Source organism: Aquirufa sp. ROCK-SH2, assembly GCF_054558315.1.
On record NZ_JBPXKB010000003.1, the window covers coordinates 406192 to 427193 of the forward strand.

Annotated in this window: 15 protein-coding genes; 6 read left to right on the forward strand and 9 right to left on the reverse strand. The window is 36.0% G+C overall.

The features are described 5' to 3' along the window. The first annotated feature begins 10 nt into the window (after positions 1-10). The 4 genes from V7S79_RS08855 (at position 11) to V7S79_RS08870 (ending at position 6898) form a co-directional block, all read left to right on the forward strand. Positions 11-1492 (forward strand): RagB/SusD family nutrient uptake outer membrane protein, encoded by a 1482-nt coding sequence (locus tag V7S79_RS08855; protein WP_459490221.1) that lies wholly within the window; start codon positions 11-13, stop codon positions 1490-1492. Positions 1493-1574: 82 nt separating this feature from the next. Continuing rightward, positions 1575-3986: an alpha/beta hydrolase family protein gene (locus V7S79_RS08860; protein ID WP_459490222.1), complete on the forward strand. Its 2412-nt coding sequence runs from the start codon at positions 1575-1577 to the stop codon at positions 3984-3986. A 23-nt stretch (positions 3987-4009) separates the two neighbouring features. After that, the gene (locus V7S79_RS08865) at positions 4010-6496 is read left to right on the forward strand and encodes a zinc-dependent metalloprotease (RefSeq protein ID WP_459490223.1); all 2487 of its coding nucleotides are present in this window, start codon (positions 4010-4012) and stop codon (positions 6494-6496) included. A 153-nt stretch (positions 6497-6649) separates the two neighbouring features. After that, on the forward strand, positions 6650-6898 hold the full coding sequence (locus V7S79_RS08870; protein WP_459490224.1) for a 4a-hydroxytetrahydrobiopterin dehydratase: 249 nt from the start codon (positions 6650-6652) through the stop codon (positions 6896-6898). A 125-nt stretch (positions 6899-7023) separates the two neighbouring features. On the opposite strand, the gene V7S79_RS08875 is transcribed toward V7S79_RS08870, so the two are convergent. Together V7S79_RS08875 and V7S79_RS08880 are read right to left on the reverse strand one after the other, a co-directional pair. Next, positions 7024-9060 carry a M13 family metallopeptidase gene (locus tag V7S79_RS08875; protein ID WP_459490225.1) on the reverse strand — a complete coding sequence of 679 codons (2037 nt, stop codon included), beginning with the start codon at positions 9058-9060 and terminating at the stop codon, positions 7024-7026. A 151-nt stretch (positions 9061-9211) separates the two neighbouring features. Beyond that, positions 9212-10282 carry a Gfo/Idh/MocA family protein gene (locus V7S79_RS08880; RefSeq protein ID WP_459490226.1) on the reverse strand — a complete coding sequence of 357 codons (1071 nt, stop codon included), beginning with the start codon at positions 10280-10282 and terminating at the stop codon, positions 9212-9214. Positions 10283-10392: 110 nt separating this feature from the next. On the opposite strand from V7S79_RS08880, the gene V7S79_RS08885 reads away from it, so the two are divergent. Next, positions 10393-11286, forward strand: coding sequence for a sugar phosphate isomerase/epimerase family protein (locus tag V7S79_RS08885; RefSeq protein WP_459490227.1), 894 nt, complete (start codon positions 10393-10395; stop codon positions 11284-11286). Between the two features lie 169 nt (positions 11287-11455). Here the strand turns inward: V7S79_RS08885 and V7S79_RS08890 are convergent, their stop codons facing one another. From V7S79_RS08890 to V7S79_RS08920, 7 genes are all read right to left on the reverse strand, one after another. Beyond that, positions 11456-12379: a bile acid:sodium symporter family protein gene (locus tag V7S79_RS08890; protein ID WP_459490228.1), complete on the reverse strand. Its 924-nt coding sequence runs from the start codon at positions 12377-12379 to the stop codon at positions 11456-11458. An 8-nt stretch (positions 12380-12387) separates the two neighbouring features. Further along, entirely contained in the window at positions 12388-14346 is a 1959-nt protein-coding gene (locus V7S79_RS08895; protein WP_459490229.1) for a hypothetical protein, read from the reverse strand. Between the two features lie 21 nt (positions 14347-14367). After that, positions 14368-16185: a 3-keto-disaccharide hydrolase gene (locus V7S79_RS08900; protein ID WP_459490230.1), complete on the reverse strand. Its 1818-nt coding sequence runs from the start codon at positions 16183-16185 to the stop codon at positions 14368-14370. 862 nt (positions 16186-17047) lie between these two features. Then, complete coding sequence (locus tag V7S79_RS08905) at positions 17048-17764, reverse strand: carboxypeptidase-like regulatory domain-containing protein (protein WP_459490231.1); 717 nt, start codon at positions 17762-17764, stop codon at positions 17048-17050. Positions 17765-17824: 60 nt separating this feature from the next. Then, positions 17825-18661: a phosphatidate cytidylyltransferase gene (locus tag V7S79_RS08910; RefSeq protein WP_459490416.1), complete on the reverse strand. Its 837-nt coding sequence runs from the start codon at positions 18659-18661 to the stop codon at positions 17825-17827. After that, on the reverse strand, positions 18655-18870 hold the full coding sequence (locus tag V7S79_RS08915; RefSeq protein WP_459490232.1) for a putative signal transducing protein: 216 nt from the start codon (positions 18868-18870) through the stop codon (positions 18655-18657). Before V7S79_RS08915 ends, V7S79_RS08910 begins: the two co-directional genes overlap by 7 nt. A 3-nt stretch (positions 18871-18873) precedes the next feature. Then, entirely contained in the window at positions 18874-19833 is a 960-nt protein-coding gene (locus tag V7S79_RS08920) for a CPBP family intramembrane glutamic endopeptidase (protein ID WP_459490233.1), read from the reverse strand. Positions 19834-19866: 33 nt separating this feature from the next. Between V7S79_RS08920 and dusB the strand changes: the two genes are divergently transcribed. Next, positions 19867-20859: a tRNA dihydrouridine synthase DusB gene (gene dusB / locus V7S79_RS08925; RefSeq protein WP_459490234.1), complete on the forward strand. Its 993-nt coding sequence runs from the start codon at positions 19867-19869 to the stop codon at positions 20857-20859. The last annotated feature ends 143 nt before the right edge of the window (positions 20860-21002 follow it).

Here is a 21002-nt window from a genome sequence, read left to right on the forward strand (position 1 = left end):
TCATTGAATCATGAAAAATAAATATATTTTACTTTTAGCTTTTGTTTTTGGCATGATTTCATTTTCATGCGAAACAACTTATTTGGATACTAATCCGACGGCTAGTATCGATGCGACGGCTGCATATTCAACAACCAAGAATGCAGCAGCGGCAATCAATGGAATTTATCGTTCATTTATTGTTCGTTATTTAAATTCTCAAGGTCATTCAGGACATCCAGCGATGATGATTATTTTAGATCATATGGGTGAAGATATGGTCATTGGTACTACATCTGCTTCTTGGCATGTTGGTGAAACAAGATGGACTGCTCATCGTTCAGATGTGAATACCATGGCGCAGTTTCCTTATGAGTTATATTATCGTATTATTGGTAATGCCAACTTAGGAATCGCTAATATCGAAAAGGCCGTGGGTCCTGCTGCGGATAGAAATACATTGAAAGGAGAGGCTCTTGCCTTGCGTGCTTTCGGTTATTTTAATTTGGTACAATTGTATGGAAAGCGTTATGATGCGAAAGCAAAACCAAATGCTCAATTAGGAGTTCCTTTGGTTTTAGAACCAACAACAGAGGGAAAAGCTCGTAATACTGTTGAAGAAGTTTACACTCAAATCAATAAAGATTTGGCTGAGGCTGCAACATTGCTAACAACGACTCGTGTTAATAAATCGCATATCAATTTAAGCGTGGTAAAAGGTTTACAAGCAAGAGTTGCTTTAGTTCAACAAGATTGGGCCAATGCTGCGAAGTATGCTGCGGAAGCTAGAGCTGGATATACTCCTATGAATGCAACTAGTTATTTGGATGGTTTCCAAGATATCGCCAATGCAGAATGGATGTGGGGATTTGATCACTTAGAAGATCAAACAGAATATTTTGGAGGATACCATTCTTATATTTCTTGTAATTACAACTCAACAGTAATTAGAACGTATCCAAAAGCAATCAATAGCTTGTTGTACAAACAAATTCCTCAAACGGATGTGCGTAGTAAAATGTGGGTTGAAACACCGACAGCGGCCAACTCTATTGTACCTCCAGGTGGCGTTCGTGTGAAATGGTTGAATCAAAAATTCAGATTACCAGGTACACCTTCCACATCTGCTATGGGGGATGTTCCTTACATGAGAGCTGCGGAAATGTATTTAATTGAGGCAGAAGCAAAAGCTCGTTTAAATGATGATGCTGGTGCTGCAACAGTTTTGTTTGATTTAATCAAAACTAGAGATGCTGCTTATGTAAAATCTACGAATACAGGCCAAGCATTAATCGATGAAATATTAGTTCACCGCCGTATTGAACTTTGGGGTGAAGGACATAGATTCTTAGATTTGAAGCGTTTAAATGCTCCTTTGAATAGAAATGGAGCTAATCATATCGCTTCAGTGGCTTTATTGTTTGACGTTGCTCCGGGTGATGTAAGATGGGAGTTCTTGATTCCTCGTCGTGAAATCAATGCTAACCCAGCAGTAGTTCAAAACCCATTGTAATTTTGATTTTTAAGAATAAAGGTGGCTTTTATTGGCCACCTTTTTTTTTCTCATTAAATTTCACTTCAACATATCTGATACTATGAAACATATTTTGAAATTTTTGATTGTATTGTTATTTTTTGCCACTCAGCACTTACTCTTTGGTCAAGATGCTTCAGAATACCAAAATCCACCCAAAGAAATTTCAGATTTATTATTAGCCAAACCAACTCCAACCATTCGATTGGACAGTAAGGCCAAATGGATGTTGCAATTTGGGCGAAATTCCTACCCAACCGTGGAAGAACTCGGGCAACCTGAATTTAGAATCGCTGGTTTGCGACTTAATCCCAATAACTTTTCGCCTAGTAGACAAACCTTTATTAATTCCATTTCTTTGAAAAATATAAAGAATAATAAAGCTATTGTTTTGACTGGAATGCCAAAAAATCTCAATGCAGGAAATATTACTTGGAGTCCTTCAGAAACAAAAATGGCATTCACTCAAACTGAATTTGATCATGTAGATTTATATACGCTTGACTTAGAAAGTGGAAGAGCAACGAAAATAAATAAGAGACCTCTTAATAATGTTTTAGGCTTGCCTTATATCTGGATGGATGATCAAACCTTATTATATAAATCTACGATTCACTCTGCCGCAGGCGCTCCGAAGAAACCGATTACTCCCAAAGGTCCAACTATCCAACAAAACATTGGAAAAGCTGCTCCAAGACCAACTTTTCAAGACTTGATTAAGTCGACCTATGATGAGCAATTATTTGAATATTATGCCACTTCTCAACTCGTAATTCATAAAAATGGTCAAGAGAAGTTGATTGGTCAACCTGCTATTTATTCATATCAAGATTTATCTCCAGATAAAAACTATTTACTTGTGAAATCCTTGGCTAAGCCATTTTCTTATGTAGTAACAGCTTATGGTTTTCCAACAAACATTCAAGTAATGGATTTAACTGGGAAATTAGTGAAAACAATTGCCTCACTTCCTTCTACAGAAACTGCTCCCTCGGGTTATGATAATGTTCAAAATGTGGCAAGAGGTTTTGAATGGAGAGAGGATGAAGCGGCGACCATCGTTTGGGCAATGCCATTAGATAGTGGATTGATCAAAAAACAAGTTGAATTTCATGATGCTGTATATGCTTTAAAAGCGCCTTTTGTAAGTGAAGCTAAGGAATTGTTCAAAACAAAATCCCGATTTGCGGGAGTTACTTGGGGAGATTCAAAATTGGCTTTGATCACTGAAATGTTACGTGTAAAACAAACCCTTAAAGTAAGTCGATATAATTCTGAAACTAATGAGGTCACTCTTTTGTATGAAAGAAATATGACTGACGCTTATACGAATCCAGGTACACCAGTGCTAAAACGTAATGCTTTTGGAAGAAATGTCATTTATTCTTTTGATCATGGTTCCAAAATTTTAATGAATAATATAGCGGGATCTTCTCCGAAAGGTGATTTGCCATTTTTAGCTAAATTTGATTTGGCGAGCAAAAAAAATGAAATTATTTGGAGATCAACGGAAGGAACATTTGAAATGGTTGATGAAGTAATAGATCCAGATAATTTATTGATTTTGACTCGAAAAGAATCTCAAAAAGAAGTTCCTAATTATTATTTAAAAAATCTTTCCACAGCTCAGCAATCCGTACAATTAACCAATTTCCCGAATCCTTATCCAGGTTTGATGGATATTAGCAAAGAGAAAGTCAAATACAAGCGTGCCGATGGAGTTGACTTAACGGGTGATTTATATTTACCAAAAGGCTACAACAAAGAAAAAGATGGGCCTTTGCCTGTGTTAATTTGGGCATATCCAAGAGAGTTTAATTCTGCTGCTGATGCTGCACAAGTTCGAGGCAGTAAAGATCGGTTTACAACGCTTAGTTGGGCATCTCCGATTTACTACGTTACCCAAGGTTTCGCTATTTTAGATAATGCTGAAATGCCCATTGTTGCCACAAGTGCAGATAAAAAACCGAACGATAATTTTGTAGATCAATTGAAAATGAATGCCGAGGCTGCGATTAATCATTTGGTTAACTTAGGGGTGGGTGATCCTAAACGAATGGCAGTAGGTGGACATAGTTATGGTGCATTTATGACAGCCAATTTATTAGCACATACGGATTTATTTAAGGCTGGAATAGCTAGGAGTGGAGCTTATAATCGGACATTGACTCCTTTTGGGTTTCAAAACGAGGACCGTACTTATTGGCAGGCACCCCAACTGTATTATGAAATGAGTCCTTTTAGTTATGCGGATAAAATCAAAGAACCAATTTTATTAATTCATGGAGATTCGGATGATAATACAGGAACGTATCCGATAAACAGTGAGCGTTTGTATGCGGCGATAAAAGGTAATGGAGGGACAGTAAGATTCGTCTTTTTACCTTACGAAGCACATAGTTATAGAGGGAAGGAAAATTTGTTACACCTGCTTTGGGAACAAAATAATTGGTTGCAAAAATTTGTCAAATAATCGATTAAACTCTTATCAAGAATATGAAAAATACGTATTTATTTAAAACTGTTTGGATCTTGCTGTTAGTGATTCAAATTTCGAAAGGACAAACAGTGAAATTGCCAGTAAAAACTGCTGGTAGTGGCGCTACCTCTGTTGAAACGACACCTGAAAAAAAAGCGGATAAAAAAGGCAAAGATTATCAGCAAGTCATTACGAAAGAAGCAATCAGTAAAGCGGGTCTGTTTACTTCTCATAAAGTAGCAGACAAATATTATTTTGAAATTTCTAAAAAATTGCTGGGCAAGGAGATGCTTTTAGTAAGTAGAATTGCAAAAATTCCAAGTGGTTTAGGTGGAGGATATTACAATGCTGGTACACCAACCAATGAACAGGTTATTGTCTGGGAGAAATTTCAAGAGAAAATTTTGATCAAAGTAAGGTCTTATGCCTCTGTTGCAAATGATTCTTTACCGATTAGTATATCAGTAAAAGCTAATAATTATGAGCCAACTTTGTATGCTTTTGATATTGAAACGTATAGCAAGGATTCCTCGAATTATGTCATTGATGTAACAAAGTTTTATTCGAGTGATGTAATGGCATTGAGTGGTTTAGACGCATCTTTGAGAGATATGTACAAAGTGAAAGGTTTAGATGCTTCTAGAAGTTTCATTCATTCGATCAAATCTTTTCCTTTGAATATTGAGGTAATCCAAGATTTTACCTACAATGCTTCAAAACCATCCATGCTTTCTAGTACCGAATCCATTAGTTTGCAAATGAATCAATCGATGATTTTGTTGCCTGAGATTCCGATGAAACCTCGTTTATTTGATGAAAGAGTGGGTTGGTTTACTCAAAAACAATACGATTATTCGAGTGAGGAGTTGAAATCTGATCAAAAAACCTACATTAGAAAGTGGCGATTAGAGCCTAAAGACATGGCTGCTTATCGAAGAGGGGAGTTAGTGGAACCTATTAAGCCAATTGTTTATTATTTGGATCCGGCAACTCCGGAAAAATTAAGGAAACACATTAAAAAAGGCGTAGAGAATTGGCAAAAATCATTTGAAAAAGCAGGGTTTAAAAATGCTATTATTTGCAAAGATCCGCCAAGTAAAGAAGAAGATCCTGATTTTTCTCCTGAAGACATACGCTATTCCGTTATTCGTTATGTTGCAAGCACGACACGAAACGCAATGGGTCCGAGTGTGAGTGATCCTCGAACAGGAGAAATCATTGAAAGTGATATTATTTGGTACCATAATCATTTGAGATCCTATCGAAATCGATATTTATTGGAAACAGGTGCAGCCAATGAGAAGGCAAGAACATTGGAGACGAAAGAAGAGGATATTGGTGAAATGATGGAAATGGTTATTGCGCATGAAGTGGGCCATGCTTTGGGTTTTCCACATAATATGGGAGCAAGTAGTTCCTATGAAGTGGAAGATTATCGAAAAGCAGATTTTACCAATGAATTTGGTATTTCATCTACCATCATGGATTATGCTCGATTCAATTATATCGCACAGCCGGGAGATAAAGGAGTTCGATTTATCAGAAAAATGGGTCCTTATGATGATTATGTTGTTAATTGGGGGTATAGGATTATCCCGGAGGCTACTACTCCCGAGTCGGAAGTACCCATTTTAGACAAATGGATTGAGGAAAAAGCCAAAGACAAAAGATTTAGATTTGGTAGTCAAGCGAATACTTTTGATCCAAGTTCACAGACAGAGGATATTGGTAATGACCCAGTTCGCGCAAGTACTTATGCATTGAAAAATTTGAAATTTGTGGCAAAGAATTTACATGTTTGGACAAGCACAAAAACCAATAATTATGATGACTTGGCAGAACTGCATGAGGAATTATTGAGTTGTTGGAATCGATATGTCAACCATGTTGCAACTAACGTAGGTGGATATACGGAAAATCTAAGAAAGCCGAATCAAGGACTTAATTCTTATTTTTTAGTTACAAAGCAAACCCAACAAACTTCTGTGCGGTGGATATTGGATAATGCCTTTTCGGATACTCAATGGCTGTTAAATAAAGAGTTGATTAAAAATAGTCAATTCACTGGGTCTATAGAGCGTATTAGAACATTACAAGTGGCGGTGTTGAATCGTTTAATCAGTTTTGAAGTGTTCAGTCGTTTGTCTAATGGGATAAATTTAGAAACAGACTACTACAAACCAATCGATTTATTTACTGATTTGCGAGCTGGAATTTGGAAGGAGTTGAATGCAGGCAGTAAAATTGATATTTACAGACGCAATTTGCAGAAAGCATATATAGACAGATTGAAATACATTTTGACGGAACAAATGCCTATTTCGGCAACAAATAAAGATTATTTTTCTGTCAATCAATCTGATATTCGTTCCATCGCAAAAGCAGAATTGAAAAATTTGTTATCTAGTTTGAAAGCGAATAAAACAACCAATTTGGATTTAGAAACTCGTTATCATTTGGATGATTGCATGGATAGGATTCAAACGATACTATTTCCAAAATAAGGGGATTAGGTAATAGGTAATAGGTAATAAGTAAGAGGTAAGAGGTAAAAGGTAAAAGGTAATAGGAGGTAATAGGTTCTAAATACTAATAACTAACAATTAATAACTAATAACTTTACTTTTACCTCTTACCTAATTTATAAAAATGAAAAAATGAACCAGTGGAAATTAGAAGAACAAGCTTTAATCAAAACATTTGAATTTGCTAGTTTTGAGCAGGCAATGGTTTTTATGCAATCAGCAGTTCCTTTTATCAATAACACAGATCATCATCCTATATGGACCAACGTTTATAATAAGGTTCATGTGAAATTGACCACGCACGATGCAGGGAATATGGTCACTGAAAAAGATTGGGTTTTAGCACGATTTTTGGATCAGATTTATCTAGAACAAAAATAGGTGGCTTCGAGAACCTCAGCCACCGTTTGAGAACCTCAGCCACCTATTTTTACTTCTCACAACCTCTGGCTTCGACTCCGCTCAGCCATCGGTTTTCTCTTCTCTCTTCTCTCTTCTCTCTTCAATTACCAAATCTTAATTCGATCCTCTGGCTTTTTATATAGCTTATCGCCTGGTTTCACTTTGAATGCTTTGTACCATGCATCCATGTTGACAGGTGCACCGATGGTTCTAAATTCAGCAGGAGAGTGAGGATCTGTTTGAACTAATTGTGCGGCTGTTTCAGGCAATGAACTACCTCTCCAAACTTGCGCCCAAGCTAAAAAGAAGCGTTGGTCTGGAGTGAATCCATCTAATTTCTTTTTGGATTTTCCTTGCTCTGTCATTTTGAATGCTTCATAAGCCATGTTCAATCCACCTAAATCGCCAATGTTTTCCCCCATGGTCAATTTGCCATTCACGTGTAAGGTATCTAAAATGGTATAGGCATCAAATTGTGCTCCTAATAAGGCTGTTTTAGCTTTAAATTTGGCTAAATCTTCGGGAGTCCACCAATTTCTCAACGTACCATCTTTGTCGTATTGACTACCTGAATCATCGAAACCATGCGACATTTCGTGACCAATTACTGCTCCAATTCCACCGTAGTTTAAGGCGTCATCTGCTTCAGCTGCAAAGAATGGGAATTGCAAAATCCCTGCTGGGAAGACAATTTCATTCATCACAGGACTGTAATAGGCATTTACCGTAGGTGGAGTCATTCCCCATCTACTACGATCAACTGGCTTACCTAATTGGCTGATATTTTCTTTGAAACCCCAAATGCTGGCACTTCTTAGGTTGTTGAAAAAAGTCTTGTCATTTATTTCCAATCCATCATAGTTTTTCCATTTATCTGGATAACCAATTTTAGGAGTAAAGGCATGTAATTTGGCCAATGCTTTTTCTTTCGTAGCTGGACTCATCCAATCCAAGTTCTTGATTCTGATTTCAAAAGCCTTTCTCAAATTTTCCACTAATTCGACCATTCTAGCTTTTGCTTCTGGTTTGAAATATTCCTTTACATATAATTGACCAAGTAGTTCCCCAATGGTTCCATCGGTTAAACTGGACATTCTTTGCCATCTCGGTGTTTGAACTTTTTGCCCAGATAAAACTTGAGAAAAAGCAAAATTGGCCTTCACAAAAGGACTACTTAAATTACCTGCTGAATTTTTTAATAAATTCCATGTCAAATAGGTTTTCCAATTTTCCAATGATTCTGTTGCTAACAATTTGTTCGCCGCCACAAAAAACTTAGGAGCAGAAACTAAGATAGAATCTTGTTGAGGAATACCATATGTTTTGAACTGGTTATTCCAATCAATTTCAGGTGTGCTTTTTTGGAAATCGATAAATGATAATTTGTTATATGTTTTGTATGGATCTCTCATTTCCACCCTCGACATTTGCGCATCAGCTAATTGCTTTTCTAATTGGAAAATCGTTTCAGCATTTTTCTTAGCTAATTCTTCTGATGTTCCGATAAGTGTGAATAGAGATACGATGTATTTTTTGTATGCTTCTTGAATTTTCAAACTTCTCGCATCCGATTTTAAATAATAATCTCTATCAGGTAAACTAGTTCCACCTTGACTCAACTGAGGAACCATTTTTTCAATGTTCTTTCTGTCTTGTCCTACATAAAAACCATATAAAGGTGTGCCAATTCCCGAAGTTCTGAAATTAGCCATTTCATTTACAATTCCTGTTTTACTTGAAATTGCTTCAATTCTATTTAGGTCTTCTTTGATTGGACTATAGCCTAATTTCTCAATGGTTAAACTATCCATCGCTGCTGCATAAAAATCCGCAACGCGCTTCTCAATAGACCCAGGTGCAGCCTTTGATTGATTTTTTAGCGAGTTTTCTAAGATATTTTTTACTGCATTGATGTTGAAATCTCTCAATTGATTGAAACTTCCCCATCTTGTTTCTTTGGCTGGAATGGGATTGTTTTTCACCCAAATTCCATTTGAATATTCTGCAAAATCATCTCCTGGTTTTACATTTAAATTCATATTTGCCTTATCAATGAATTTAAATGGCTTATCCTGGGCAAAATTAATTTGACTAATTGTCAATAATCCGGCTGCAACGAGCCATTGGTAGTTTTTTTTCATATTTTTTGTTTGTTGATTTTAATTTTGGAAGAAAGAAAACTCGGTGGCTTCGTGAACCTCAGCCACCTCTTTTCTCTTACCTCTTACCTTTTACCTCTTACCTCTTACTTTTTACCTCTTACCTCATACCTCTTACCTCTTACCTCTTACCTCACAAAGTAACCATCTTCCCCGTTCTAACCGATTCATCACATGCAAATGCAATACGTAAACTATTAACTGCATCCTCCACGTGGTCTGTTAAATCGGTGTTTTCGGAGATAGCTTTCAAGAAAAATGCTTGCTCTCTATCGCATAAGCCTTGATGATCGGGTTCATCGGTTAAATTGACCCATTCATCGGGTTTTGTGAATTTATTTTGTTCATCAATATCTGAATAATGGACACGCAAGGATTCCGTTTTGGTATGCGATTCTACATCATCTGACTTGCCTTCTCCACCTGCGTCTTTGGCCACGATGGATACGGATCCTTTGGGTCCGAATACATCTTTGACGAAATAGGCAGTTTGAGAAATCATTGGACCCCATCCAGCTTCATACCAACCCACAGAACCATCCTCAAAATAAATTTGTAATTGCCCATAATTATAATTTCCATCTGGAATATCATTCGTCATTCGGGCTCCGATTGCCGAAACTCGAAGAGGTTTGGAGCGAGTCATTTGACACATTACATCAATGTAATGAACGCCACAATCAACGATTGGACTCAAACTTTTCATTAAATTTCTATGAACATCCCACATATACCCATGGCTTTGTTGATTCAGATTCATTCGCATAACTAGAGGTTTTCCCATGTTTTTAGCTATTTCAATGAATTTAATCCACGAGGGATGATGGCGTAGAATATAACCTACAACTAATTTTTTCCCAGATTGTTTAACGGCCTCCGCTACACGGACAGCTCCCTCCAATGAATCTGCTATGGGCTTTTCTAAAAAAACATGGCAGCCTGCTTTCAAGGCAGCGATGGAGTAGTCTTCGTGTGTATCTGGGTAAGTTGAAATACAAACGGCATCAGGTTTTGAATCTGCCAATGCTTGATAATAATCTGAATATAAGGTATTTCCTCCTCCCAAGGCTTTGTCAAGTGTTTCTTTGCTTGATCCAGGTGAAACTAAGCCACAGATCTCAAATCCGGGTGAATTTTGATATGATTTAGCATGTGAAGCACCCATATTTCCACAGCCAACTACTAAGACACGTATATTTTTCATAGTTTAATTTTAAAGCCTTGAATTTACTATAAAATGATTAGAATTGGGAAAATAATTTTATTGTATCAAAAAAATACATTAATTTTATTTAAACCTTAAATTATTTTAATATGAACTCTAGAAGAAAATTTCTTCAACAATCAGGTACATTTTTGGCAGCTAGTATCTTGGCTCCACGTTTAGTTCATGCACAATCTATGGCTTCATGCCCTGTCGGATTACAATTATTTACCTTATTTGGTCAAATTGAAAAGGATGTCAAAGGCTCTTTACAAAAAGTGGCTGATGCAGGGTATAAGGAAATTGAATCTGCATTTAGTATGCTACCAGGTTTTTATGGAATGACAGCCAAAGAATTTAGTTCATATTTGACATCGATTGGAATGACATGGACCTCACATCATGCTATGGGTGCACCATTTAAGCCAAGACCCGGTTTTGATTCGTCTAAAATGCCTAAAATGCTTTCTTTGAAATTTGATACCAATGAAATTATTGATTCATTATCAGGATCAGGCGTACAATATTTGGTTTGTGCCAATATCCCAATTGATAGTAAACAGGAAATAGAAGAAGCTGTAAGCATTTTAAATAAATCGGGTGAAGCAGCTAAAAAGGCAGGTTTAACTTTTTGTTATCACAACCATGATGCTGAATTCAAAACAATAGAAGGTCTTCGCCCTTTTGATGTATTCGCTAAAGAAGTTCCATCGGATTTAATGAAATTTGAATTAGATTTAGGTTGGGTGTCGAAAGCAGGAATTGATCCGGTTGATTTGTTCAAACAACATCCAGGACGTTTCCCATTATGTCACGTAAAAGATTTCAACAAGGATTTCTCTGAAATATTACCCGTAGGAAATGGCATCATTGATTATGCTAAAATATTCCAGTCAGCTTCTATCGGCGGATTACAACACTTTTTCGTAGAGCATGATATGGCTAAAAATCCGTATGAAAGTATCGCAACGAGTATGGCTAGTTTGAGGAAGGTACTTAATTAGGTAAAAGGTAAGAGGTAATAGGTAAAAGAGAAAAGAGAAAAGAGAAACCTTACCTCTTTTACCTCTTACCTCTTACCTATTACCTCTTACCTATTACCTATTACCTCTTACCTCTTACCTCTTACCTCTTACCTCTTACCTCTTACCTATTACCTCTTACCTAAACAAATCATTTCCTTTTCCAATAATTAGCTAAAGCAGAGCCATTGATATTCATTAATGGGCCAAAAATGGCAGGGGCAAGGCCGAGTGTAGAAACCTTGCCCATGGCCATGGCTAATCCAGAGGCTAAGCCAGAATTTTGTAAGCCAACTTCAATCGCAATAGTTCGACAGTCTTTTTCTGGAAGACCTGTTAATTTACCGCCCCAGTAACCCAAGATGAATCCCATGACATTATGGATTAAACAAGCTAAAACCAACATGGGCCCAACTGTCAATAATGCATTTCTTCCGTTTGCCGTTATAATAATGATGATAATGGCGATGCTCCACATAGAGATTGTCGTTAGGTTGTTTTGTAACCAAGTCCATTTTTCTCCAATTATTTTCTTGTAAAGTACCCCAAAGAAAATAGGTATTAAAATCAATTTGCTGATTTCCCAAACCATATTCCAGAAGTCTATCTCAATCAGTTGTCCTGCTAATTTTTCCATTAAAAATGGCGTTAATATTGGGGCAATCAATGTGGCAACAGCAGTAAGTGTCAAGGAAAGTGCCACATTAGCTTTTGCGATATAAGACATGACATTGGATGCTAATCCACAGGGCATACAACCGACCATAATAATTCCTGCGGCAATTTCAGGAGGAAAAAAAATCATTTTGGTGATCCCAAATCCTACCAAGGGCATGATTAAAAAATGAAAGAATACGCCTAGAAATACGGCTTTGGGCGACTTTAAAATTTCTTGAAAATCTTCCATTCCCATGGTGGACCCCATGCCAAACATGATGATTTGTAACAATGGAATGATGAGTATTTTAAACTGAATATTGCCAATACCTATGAAAGGCTGTGGATAAATTAGTGCTATTCCTACCACAATGATTATCCAAAAGGAAAATGAAATTCGATTTAAAATACTCACCATTTTTAATTTTATTTTCTCAAAGAATTAATCCAACCTGCAATTTTTAATACATCGCCTTTGGGTACATGACTCATGGGTGCCATAGGTGTGCTAAAATCTGGCCAATTAGATGGTTTTGGAGTTGCTACTAAGGCCGCTATTTGGGCATTGCTATATTTTCTTTTTGCAATTTCTGTGTACGCAGGTCCGACCGCTCTTTCATCAACTTTATGACAAGCCAAACAAGCGTGTTTTTTCAGCAAAACCATCGCTTCTTCTGTTGAAATAATTCCAGCTTTAGCTTTTAATTTTTCACCTTCCACATTGGGAGCCGCTTCCTTCTTTTGATTGTCTGGAGTATTTACTTTTGAACCTTTATCTTCTTGTAATTTACCTTGGTTGATTTTTTGATTCGTCAAAGGAAAAGTAGCTTTTGCTCCTGCTGGAATATTATTCAAAGTGTAATATGCAGTATTATGCAATAATTCATTCCCCTCATTGGCTGATTTTACATTGGGAATAATGGCGTGAACATAGCCTAAACGAAGATTATCTACAACAAGACGAACTCTTAAGCCATCTTCTGATAATTGCACACCTCTAACCAAATTGAATTTTCTATCAACCATCGGACTACCATATACGGGATGATATTTGTAGGTGTAACTTGAAACTTCATAATTGGCAATATTCTCTGCCGTTTTTTTACTTACAGGACTGGTAAATTCTATCTCGAAGCCGTCTGGCATAGCTCTAACAGCTTTCATTTCAAAAGGCATTTTGCCTGTAAAAACCAGTCGCTCTAAACCGAAAGCTTCTTTTCCAACTGATCCCCAACCACGATTGGTGCCTCCTACATACATACCATTTTCACCACCTGCCCAAGCCATTCTTAGGACACCAGATCTAAATCCTGATTTGAAATCAAAAGAAGCGCCTTGGTATTGTCCATTCACTTTTTCTAAAAACACACGCGCAATTTTCGACATACCTTGGTCTCCAACAAAAATTTGCCCTGAAAATGGACCAAAATTTCCATTAGATTCATCACTAATAATTTCAGACGTTGAAATACCTAAAACGCCATGTGGCAACCAAACTGCAGGAGATTTGATTTGCTTGTCCGGATAAATGTTTTTCGACATCTCATAAATCGTAGTATATTTTTCGTTTTCGATATTTTCTGGTTTGACAAATGGATTATCTCTTGGATCTACTTTAGCAAATACCAATTCCTTTCTCATTTTAACAGGAGATTCCGGTCTATCTGCCCATTTTAATGAAGCGGGATGACCCATAAAATCACCTTTTTCTACATGTGAAATAAAACCAGATCCTTGCCAATCGCCTTGATTATCACCATAAAAGAAGTCGCCATTTAACATTCCGATTCCACAGGGTGAGCGCATGCCAGCTGCAAAAGGCTCCATTTTACCATCTTCTGATATTTTCATCGTCCAACCTCTCCAAGGTGCAAGTGATTTTCCTGCCCACCAATCAGAAGCACCAAATCCAACATTACCTGTTACATAAAAAGATCCATCAGGGCCCACTTTGGGTCCAAATGAATATTCATGGTAATGTCCAGAAATGGGTAATGAATAAACTGTTTCATATTTATCCGCTTTCCCGTCTCCATTCGCATCGACTAAGCGGGTTAATTCTCCTCTTTGGGCACAATATAAATGACCATTTTTAAAGGCTAATCCCAAAATTTCATGTAATCCACTGGCGAACTTTTTGAAATTTGGGTGATTAGAAGTTGGATTTTCAATGATATATACATCACCTCTTCGAGTTGAAGCGGCTAAATCACCATTGGGTAAAGTAACCATTCCTCCAACTTCCAAAACAATCCCTTCTGGAACGGGTAATTTGATGATTTTATAATAATCGTTTTCTGTTGCGGCCTTTTGTGCCAAGGTTTGGCTCAAAGTAAAGGCTGTTATTATTAATGTTTTTGCAATATTTTGTATGTTCAATTTCATTTTGATGTCTTTCTAAATGGATTACCAAAGTATTTCATAGGTGATTTTTGCACTAGCTGGAGTACTCAAAATTTTCATGGAGCCTGATCCAGTGATGCTTGCATTCGTCGCTTTGATGAAATATTTTTTGCCATCCAAAGCATATAAATCATTGCCTAAAGAAATTATTTCTTCTCCTATGGCTAATCGAATTACTTGATTGTTATTAAAATTGCTGATTGAAAGTGTTCTTTCTAAGATTTTGTTTTCCTTTACTCGAATTTGATCATCCACTTTTGCACCCTGCATTTGATAATGAAAAGTAGGTAAGTCGTTTTCGTCAACTTCATAACCCAACGTTTTGAAGTTGTCTTTTTCTGGAATAGATTCTTCTATTTGATCTTTGTTTTCTGTTCCAATGAATGTAGCCGCATCATTTAATGTTAAAATGGCACCTCTGGCTTTCGAAGAACCGTCTCCACGATCATCCCACATGGGTGAAGTATCTAAAAATTCTCCTTTCCAAATTTGAACAATACTTCCATTGTCTAGATTATAGGTATAATGTAAATTACTTGGACTACCTACATTGACACCATGTACAATTCGTTTAATTTTTTTACCATTTTTTATTAAATCAGTAAAAGATCTAAAAACCGTGTTGGTTTTTGCATCCAATAAAATTGGGTCAGAGGCATTGGCTCCCAATAAAGATGAAATAGAATGATAGGCTTTTGATCTAAATTCTGGTCCTTGAATCCACATTCCTAATGCGGGTCTCAACCAACCATCTGTTTTGTAAGAAATGATTTCAACAGGAACATTTCCAGCAGGTAAGTCGATTTCAATCGTTCTTTTGTTGCTATTATCTCTCCATTGATTACTCAGTACTTCTTTTCCATTGATATTGACAATGGAATTCCCAGCAATAATGAATTCAAATTGGTGTTTTCCTGCAACGGGAACCTCTAAAGTTGTTTTGAATATTTCTGCTAAATTATTTTCTTGTGGACTTACCTCCCAAGTTAATTTGTCTATTTTGCCGGATGTGTTGGCTTTCTTTCCTATGAAATCTTTGGCGTTTTTAAATTCACCTAAATAAACTTGATAGTCTACCGCAGACATTTTTACTTCTTTACCTGTAAAACCTTTAATATTCAAGTTTTTGAAAGCTACTGCTCCGTGGTCTCCTTGAATCATAAATGGCCCAAGAGCAGCTTCTGTTTCTGAAATGGGTCCACCTGTCGGGCCAGTTAGTTCCACATTTTCTTGAATAACAGCACCATTTAATTTGATCAATAATACTTTTGCATTGCTGATTTTTTGTCCTTTTGCATCAAATTTGGGTGCTTGGAAAGAAATTTCCATGTGTTGCCAAAGCCCAGGTGCCAAACAAGCATTAATTCTAGGAGCATGGCCTTCGTATAAATATTCTTGAGGAATGAATTTTCGTCTTTTGTAAATTCCACCGCAATCTCCGGTTCCTGGGTTTAGTACTCCCCAGCTATCTAAAAGTTGCACTTCATATCGGCCTTGTAAATAAAATCCCGAATTAGAATGTTTGGCCATCATAAAATCGAATGAAACATCTACGTCTCCGAATTCTTGTGTTGATATTAAATTGGCTCTATTTTCTTTGTTGGGCAAATTTACTAAAACACCAGTTCCATGGCTAGTAGACATAGCTTCCGAAATTGTTAAATCGGCATTTACATCTCCTGCAATTTGCCAATTTGTTTTATTGTTGACCTTCCAAAAACTCAAATCATTGAGTGAAATGTTTTGTTGAGCGTGTAGGAAAAATGGGCTACAGAAAAATAGCATAAAGCCCAGTTTTGGGATGTTAATTTTTTGAAACATTCTGTTTTGGATTTTTTTAATAAAAAATTGTATATGTGATTGCAAAGATAGAAAAGAGTTTGATTATCTAATTATTTCTTTGTCCTGAAAATGGTTATACATCGATAGCAGAAAGAAATGAGTTGAGGGAATGTTTTCTTTATGCCTTAATGTTTAAATAATATCAGGATATGATAGAATCAAACGGATGCGAACATAGGATGTAATAATTATTAATGCGAATTAAGAATTAAGAGTTAAAACCTAAAATTTAGAATCCTTTTCAAAGATTGTGACTAAATCAAATTTAATTGTCTTATTGCTTGCCGACAATGCAATTTTCTGGCTAATTCATTTTCTATGGTATTTCTTTTTTTGAAAAAAAAAAGAAACAAAAAAACTTATTTGTCGCAAGTTAATCCAAGACGAATGAAAATGATGTATGATGTAAGATGTATGACGTAAGAAAGAAGAAAAGATGATTTCAGATTATACATTCTACATTCTCAATTCCTCTTACCTTTTACCTCTTACATCATAGATCTCTACCGCTACGTTCAAATCTTTCGTTGGGATTAACCGAAAGCCTATTGATGAGTTTGAAAAAAGAAGAAATAGCGTTGGCTAAGCACATTTGCTGAGCCTGTCGAATTTCCAGCCACACAATTATTGAACATGATTCGAATGTTTGAGGGAATTAAAAACATTTGAATGAATCAACTAGCTGATTTTCGTGATTAATTTTATCAAACAACTGAACTTTTAAACGCGTAAATTGCTGGGGGAAGGGGGCCCCATACCCCCTAAGAAATGTAAATTGGATTAGCAATCCAAAAACTTATATTCTTAATCAGTTACTTGGATTTCTTAATATTTCAAAAGATTATTTGTTTTCCTTCAAGAATTGTTGTCTAGAAATATTTTCCTTGGGTAAGAACTCGTAGGCCTTTTTGTAATCCTTTCGTTTTAGATCGCCATTTTTTATCGATTTGAGGAAACTCATCCAAGCAAATGGATTTGTTAATGCCAAAGTTGGCGAGTTAATAAATGATCGATTGGCGATGGAATAGGTCATTTGATCGGAAAAATTCCTGAAATTAGATGCCGCTCCCAATCCAGCTTGTAAAGCAAATACGTTTAGTTTGGATTGTTCCAAATTTCGATCTAAAATACTTCGTTGCTTCTCATCGGATAAACGCATATCCAGAAAAGCCTTTTTAAATTCTTCTTCCGATGAATGCCTGTAAACCTTTACTTCCGAAAGCATCTTGGAATCTTCATCCATTAATATAATTGCTCGATGCGTTAGTTCAGTATCTTTGGGTATGATATAATATTTTTTCTTGTAACCGATGTAGGAAAAAACAATGCTGTCTCCAGGGAAAACATACATTTCAATGATGCCAAAATTATCACTTAAAGATCCACTTCCTGCTTTGGGATTAAAAGCATAGGCGAGTGGTAAATATTCAGAGTTTTGTGATGAAATTACGCGTGCGGTAAAAAGCACTGTTTTATCTTGTCCTTGACCGAACATGTGGAATGAGCTTACAAAAAGCATCAAGAAAAACAGGTATTTATAGCTACTCCAAATTTTCATAAATCGAATTTCGCTTTTTAAACGAATATTAACCAACTCTATTAGTTAAACGATGTTAAATTAAAATAATTTTAAAAAAGTAATGATAAATGGGATGGATAATAACAAGCCATCAAAGCGATCTAAAAACCCACCATGACCTGGAATGGTATTCGCGGAGTCTTTGATATTGATACTTCGTTTAAATAAAGATTCTACTAAATCGCCATAAGTACCCGCTACTACAATAATGATTCCAATGCTAAACCATTGCCATGCAGCATAATTCGTAAAATAGTTGGATATAAAGTAGGCAACGATTAAAGCAGTTACCATTCCACCAATACTACCTTCCCATGATTTTTTCGGAGATACTCTCTCGAATAACTTTGTTTTTCCAAATTTAGTACCTGCAAAATAAGCCCCTGAATCGCTGGCCCATAATAAAAACAAACATCCCATGATCAATTGAGGATCATACGTTTCATTTTTGATGAATGCCAAAACGGTTAAAAGTGCAAAGGGTAAGGCCACGTATATAATTCCCAAGAAGGTATAAGCAATGTTTTGGAAAGGTTTTTCATCTTTAGATTTATATAATTTGATGAAAAATATGATGGCTAATAAAGGAGAAAGTATGTAATAATTTTGATAACCAATCATTCCTTTTTCAATGAAAAAAGTCAATAAGTGTAATACAATTCCACAAAATGTTCCATAAAAAGTCAAGGGCAGATTTCCATCAAAACTGCCTACTAATTTGTAAAATTCCAATTGAGCTGCTGCACCAATTAAAAGAAATAATCCTAAAAAAGTATAGTCGCTGAAATGAATACAAAACAACAGGAAAGGTACAGCAATGATGGCTGCAATGACTCTTTGCTGTAAATTGGAAAGGTTTCGAATGCCCATTAAGATTTGGTATTATCTGATATACTTGTTAAATATTCTTTGGCTGCCTCAGCCTGAGATTGATGAACATACAGTTCCCAATTTCCTAATTCATAGCCACTTACTTTTTTATTGATCACAATTGCCTGAATTTGGCAATTTTCTAATAAGGCAGACTTTTGAATTTCTAAATCAATGCCATTTGTAGATACACCTAATAATTCCCAATCTTTCATCTTTTAACTCGTTTTATATTTGTGTAATCGGTAAAGGTAGAAAGATACGAAAATTAGTGAAACAGCAGCTGACCAAATGGGCATATATTGAATACTTTGTTCTGGATCTACGTTGATTTTTTTCAATTGGTATAAATAACTCATGGTCAAGCTAAATCCATTATTGAAAAAATGAGCAACAATTGGAATCCAAATATTTCGATACCAAACATATAAATAACCAAAAAATGCACCTAAGAGTAATCTTGGGAAAAATCCATAAAATTGGAAATGGATGAAGCTAAAAATAGCAGCACTTAACCAGATGGCTACATGTTTGTTGCTTAAATATTTTTCAAAAAGATTTTGTAATATCCCTCTAAAAAACAATTCTTCACCCAATCCTGCCATTGCACCAATAACAATTAATCCAGTAATATAATCCAAAGGTGTTTCAAAATGAATTAGAAATCGTGTTAATTTTTCGGCCAATTGTTCACTACTTTTCATACTTTCTTCCAGACTATGGTAGGCAGCTGGTAGTTGAATTTGCTGATTCCATTGAATGATGTATTCCATTAATGGCAATGAAACAAGTAAGGCAATGATGGACCAAAGAAAAATGTTCCATGAAGGAGCTTCGTTGGGACTTAAATCATTCAAAGTCTGTTTGTTGACAAATCGATTAAACGCCCAAGCACTAAATACAAAACTGAACAATGCACTGAACCATTGAAAACTCATCATTGCCTTATGGCCATTCGGAAAAGCTTCTGGATGATTGAGGAATTGTACCATTTGTAAGGTCAATTGCTGCTGGTTATTGGACTTAATTTGAGTAATCAAATCTGTTTGAATTAACACCACAAATAAGCCAATGAATTGTCCTATGAAACTACCAAGTAGGAAAAAACCAAATAAGCTAAGAAGCTTTGAAAATATGTTAAACCAATTGCTTGGCCCTGAATAATAGTTTTCTTGCATAATGGTCGTAAATTTACATAATTTTTTAAGAGAATGGTAAAAATTGGTAACATAGAACTTGGTGATTTCCCTTTACTTTTAGCACCCATGGAGGACGTGTCTGATCCGCCTTTTAGGGCAGTTTGCAAAGAAAATGGTGCTGATTTGATGTATACCGAGTTTATTTCTTCCGAAGGACTTATTCGCGATGCAGCTAAAAGTGTTCAGAAATTAGATATTTTTGAATATGAACGCCCCATAGGCATTCAATTATTTGGGAGTTCTATTGAAACAATGGCTGCTTGTGCTGAAATTGCAACAAAGGCAGGACCCGATTTGATTGATATTAATTATGGCTGTCCGGTAAAACAAGTCGCTTGCAAAGGTGCAGGAGCGGCTTTGCTGCAAGATATTCCGAAAATGGTTGCTATGACCAAAGCTGTTGTGGATGCCACACATTTACCTGTTACGGTAAAAACCCGCTTAGGATGGGATGAGTCTACCAAAAATATTGAGGAAGTAGCAGAACGCTTGCAGGATATTGGAATTCAAGCTTTAACGGTACATGGTAGAACACGCGTTCAAATGTATAAAGGTGAAGCTAATTGGGAATTGATTTCCAAAGTCAAAAATAACGCACGAATCAAAATTCCAATTTTTGGAAATGGCGATATTGACACCCCAGAGAAGGCTTTAGAATATAAAAATAAATATGGGGTAGATGGCATCATGATTGGTCGTGCATCCATTGGTTATCCTTGGATTTTCAATGAAATCAAACATTTTTTGAAAACTGGCGAGCATTTAGCGGGGCCAGATTTGCAAGAGCGAATTAGAGTTTGTCTTAAACATTTAGAATTTTCCATTCGTTGGAAAGGTAATCACGGTGGTATTGTTGAAATGCGTCGTCATTATGCCAATTATTTCAAAGGATTGGATCATTTTAAACCATTCCGCAGTCGATTAGTTACATCTAGTAGTTTTGAAGAAATCGTTCAAATTTTACAAGAAGTTTCTCAGTTTTATCAAATGGTTATTGATTTTTAAACATTAAGGCATTAAGAAGCATTAAGTTTTTCTTATTTTTCTTAATCTCTTAATTTCTTAATGGTTAATAATCTTTTAAACATTAAGTCATTAAGAATCATTAAGGCTGTTTTCCTCTCTACATCTTACATCTTACCTCATAC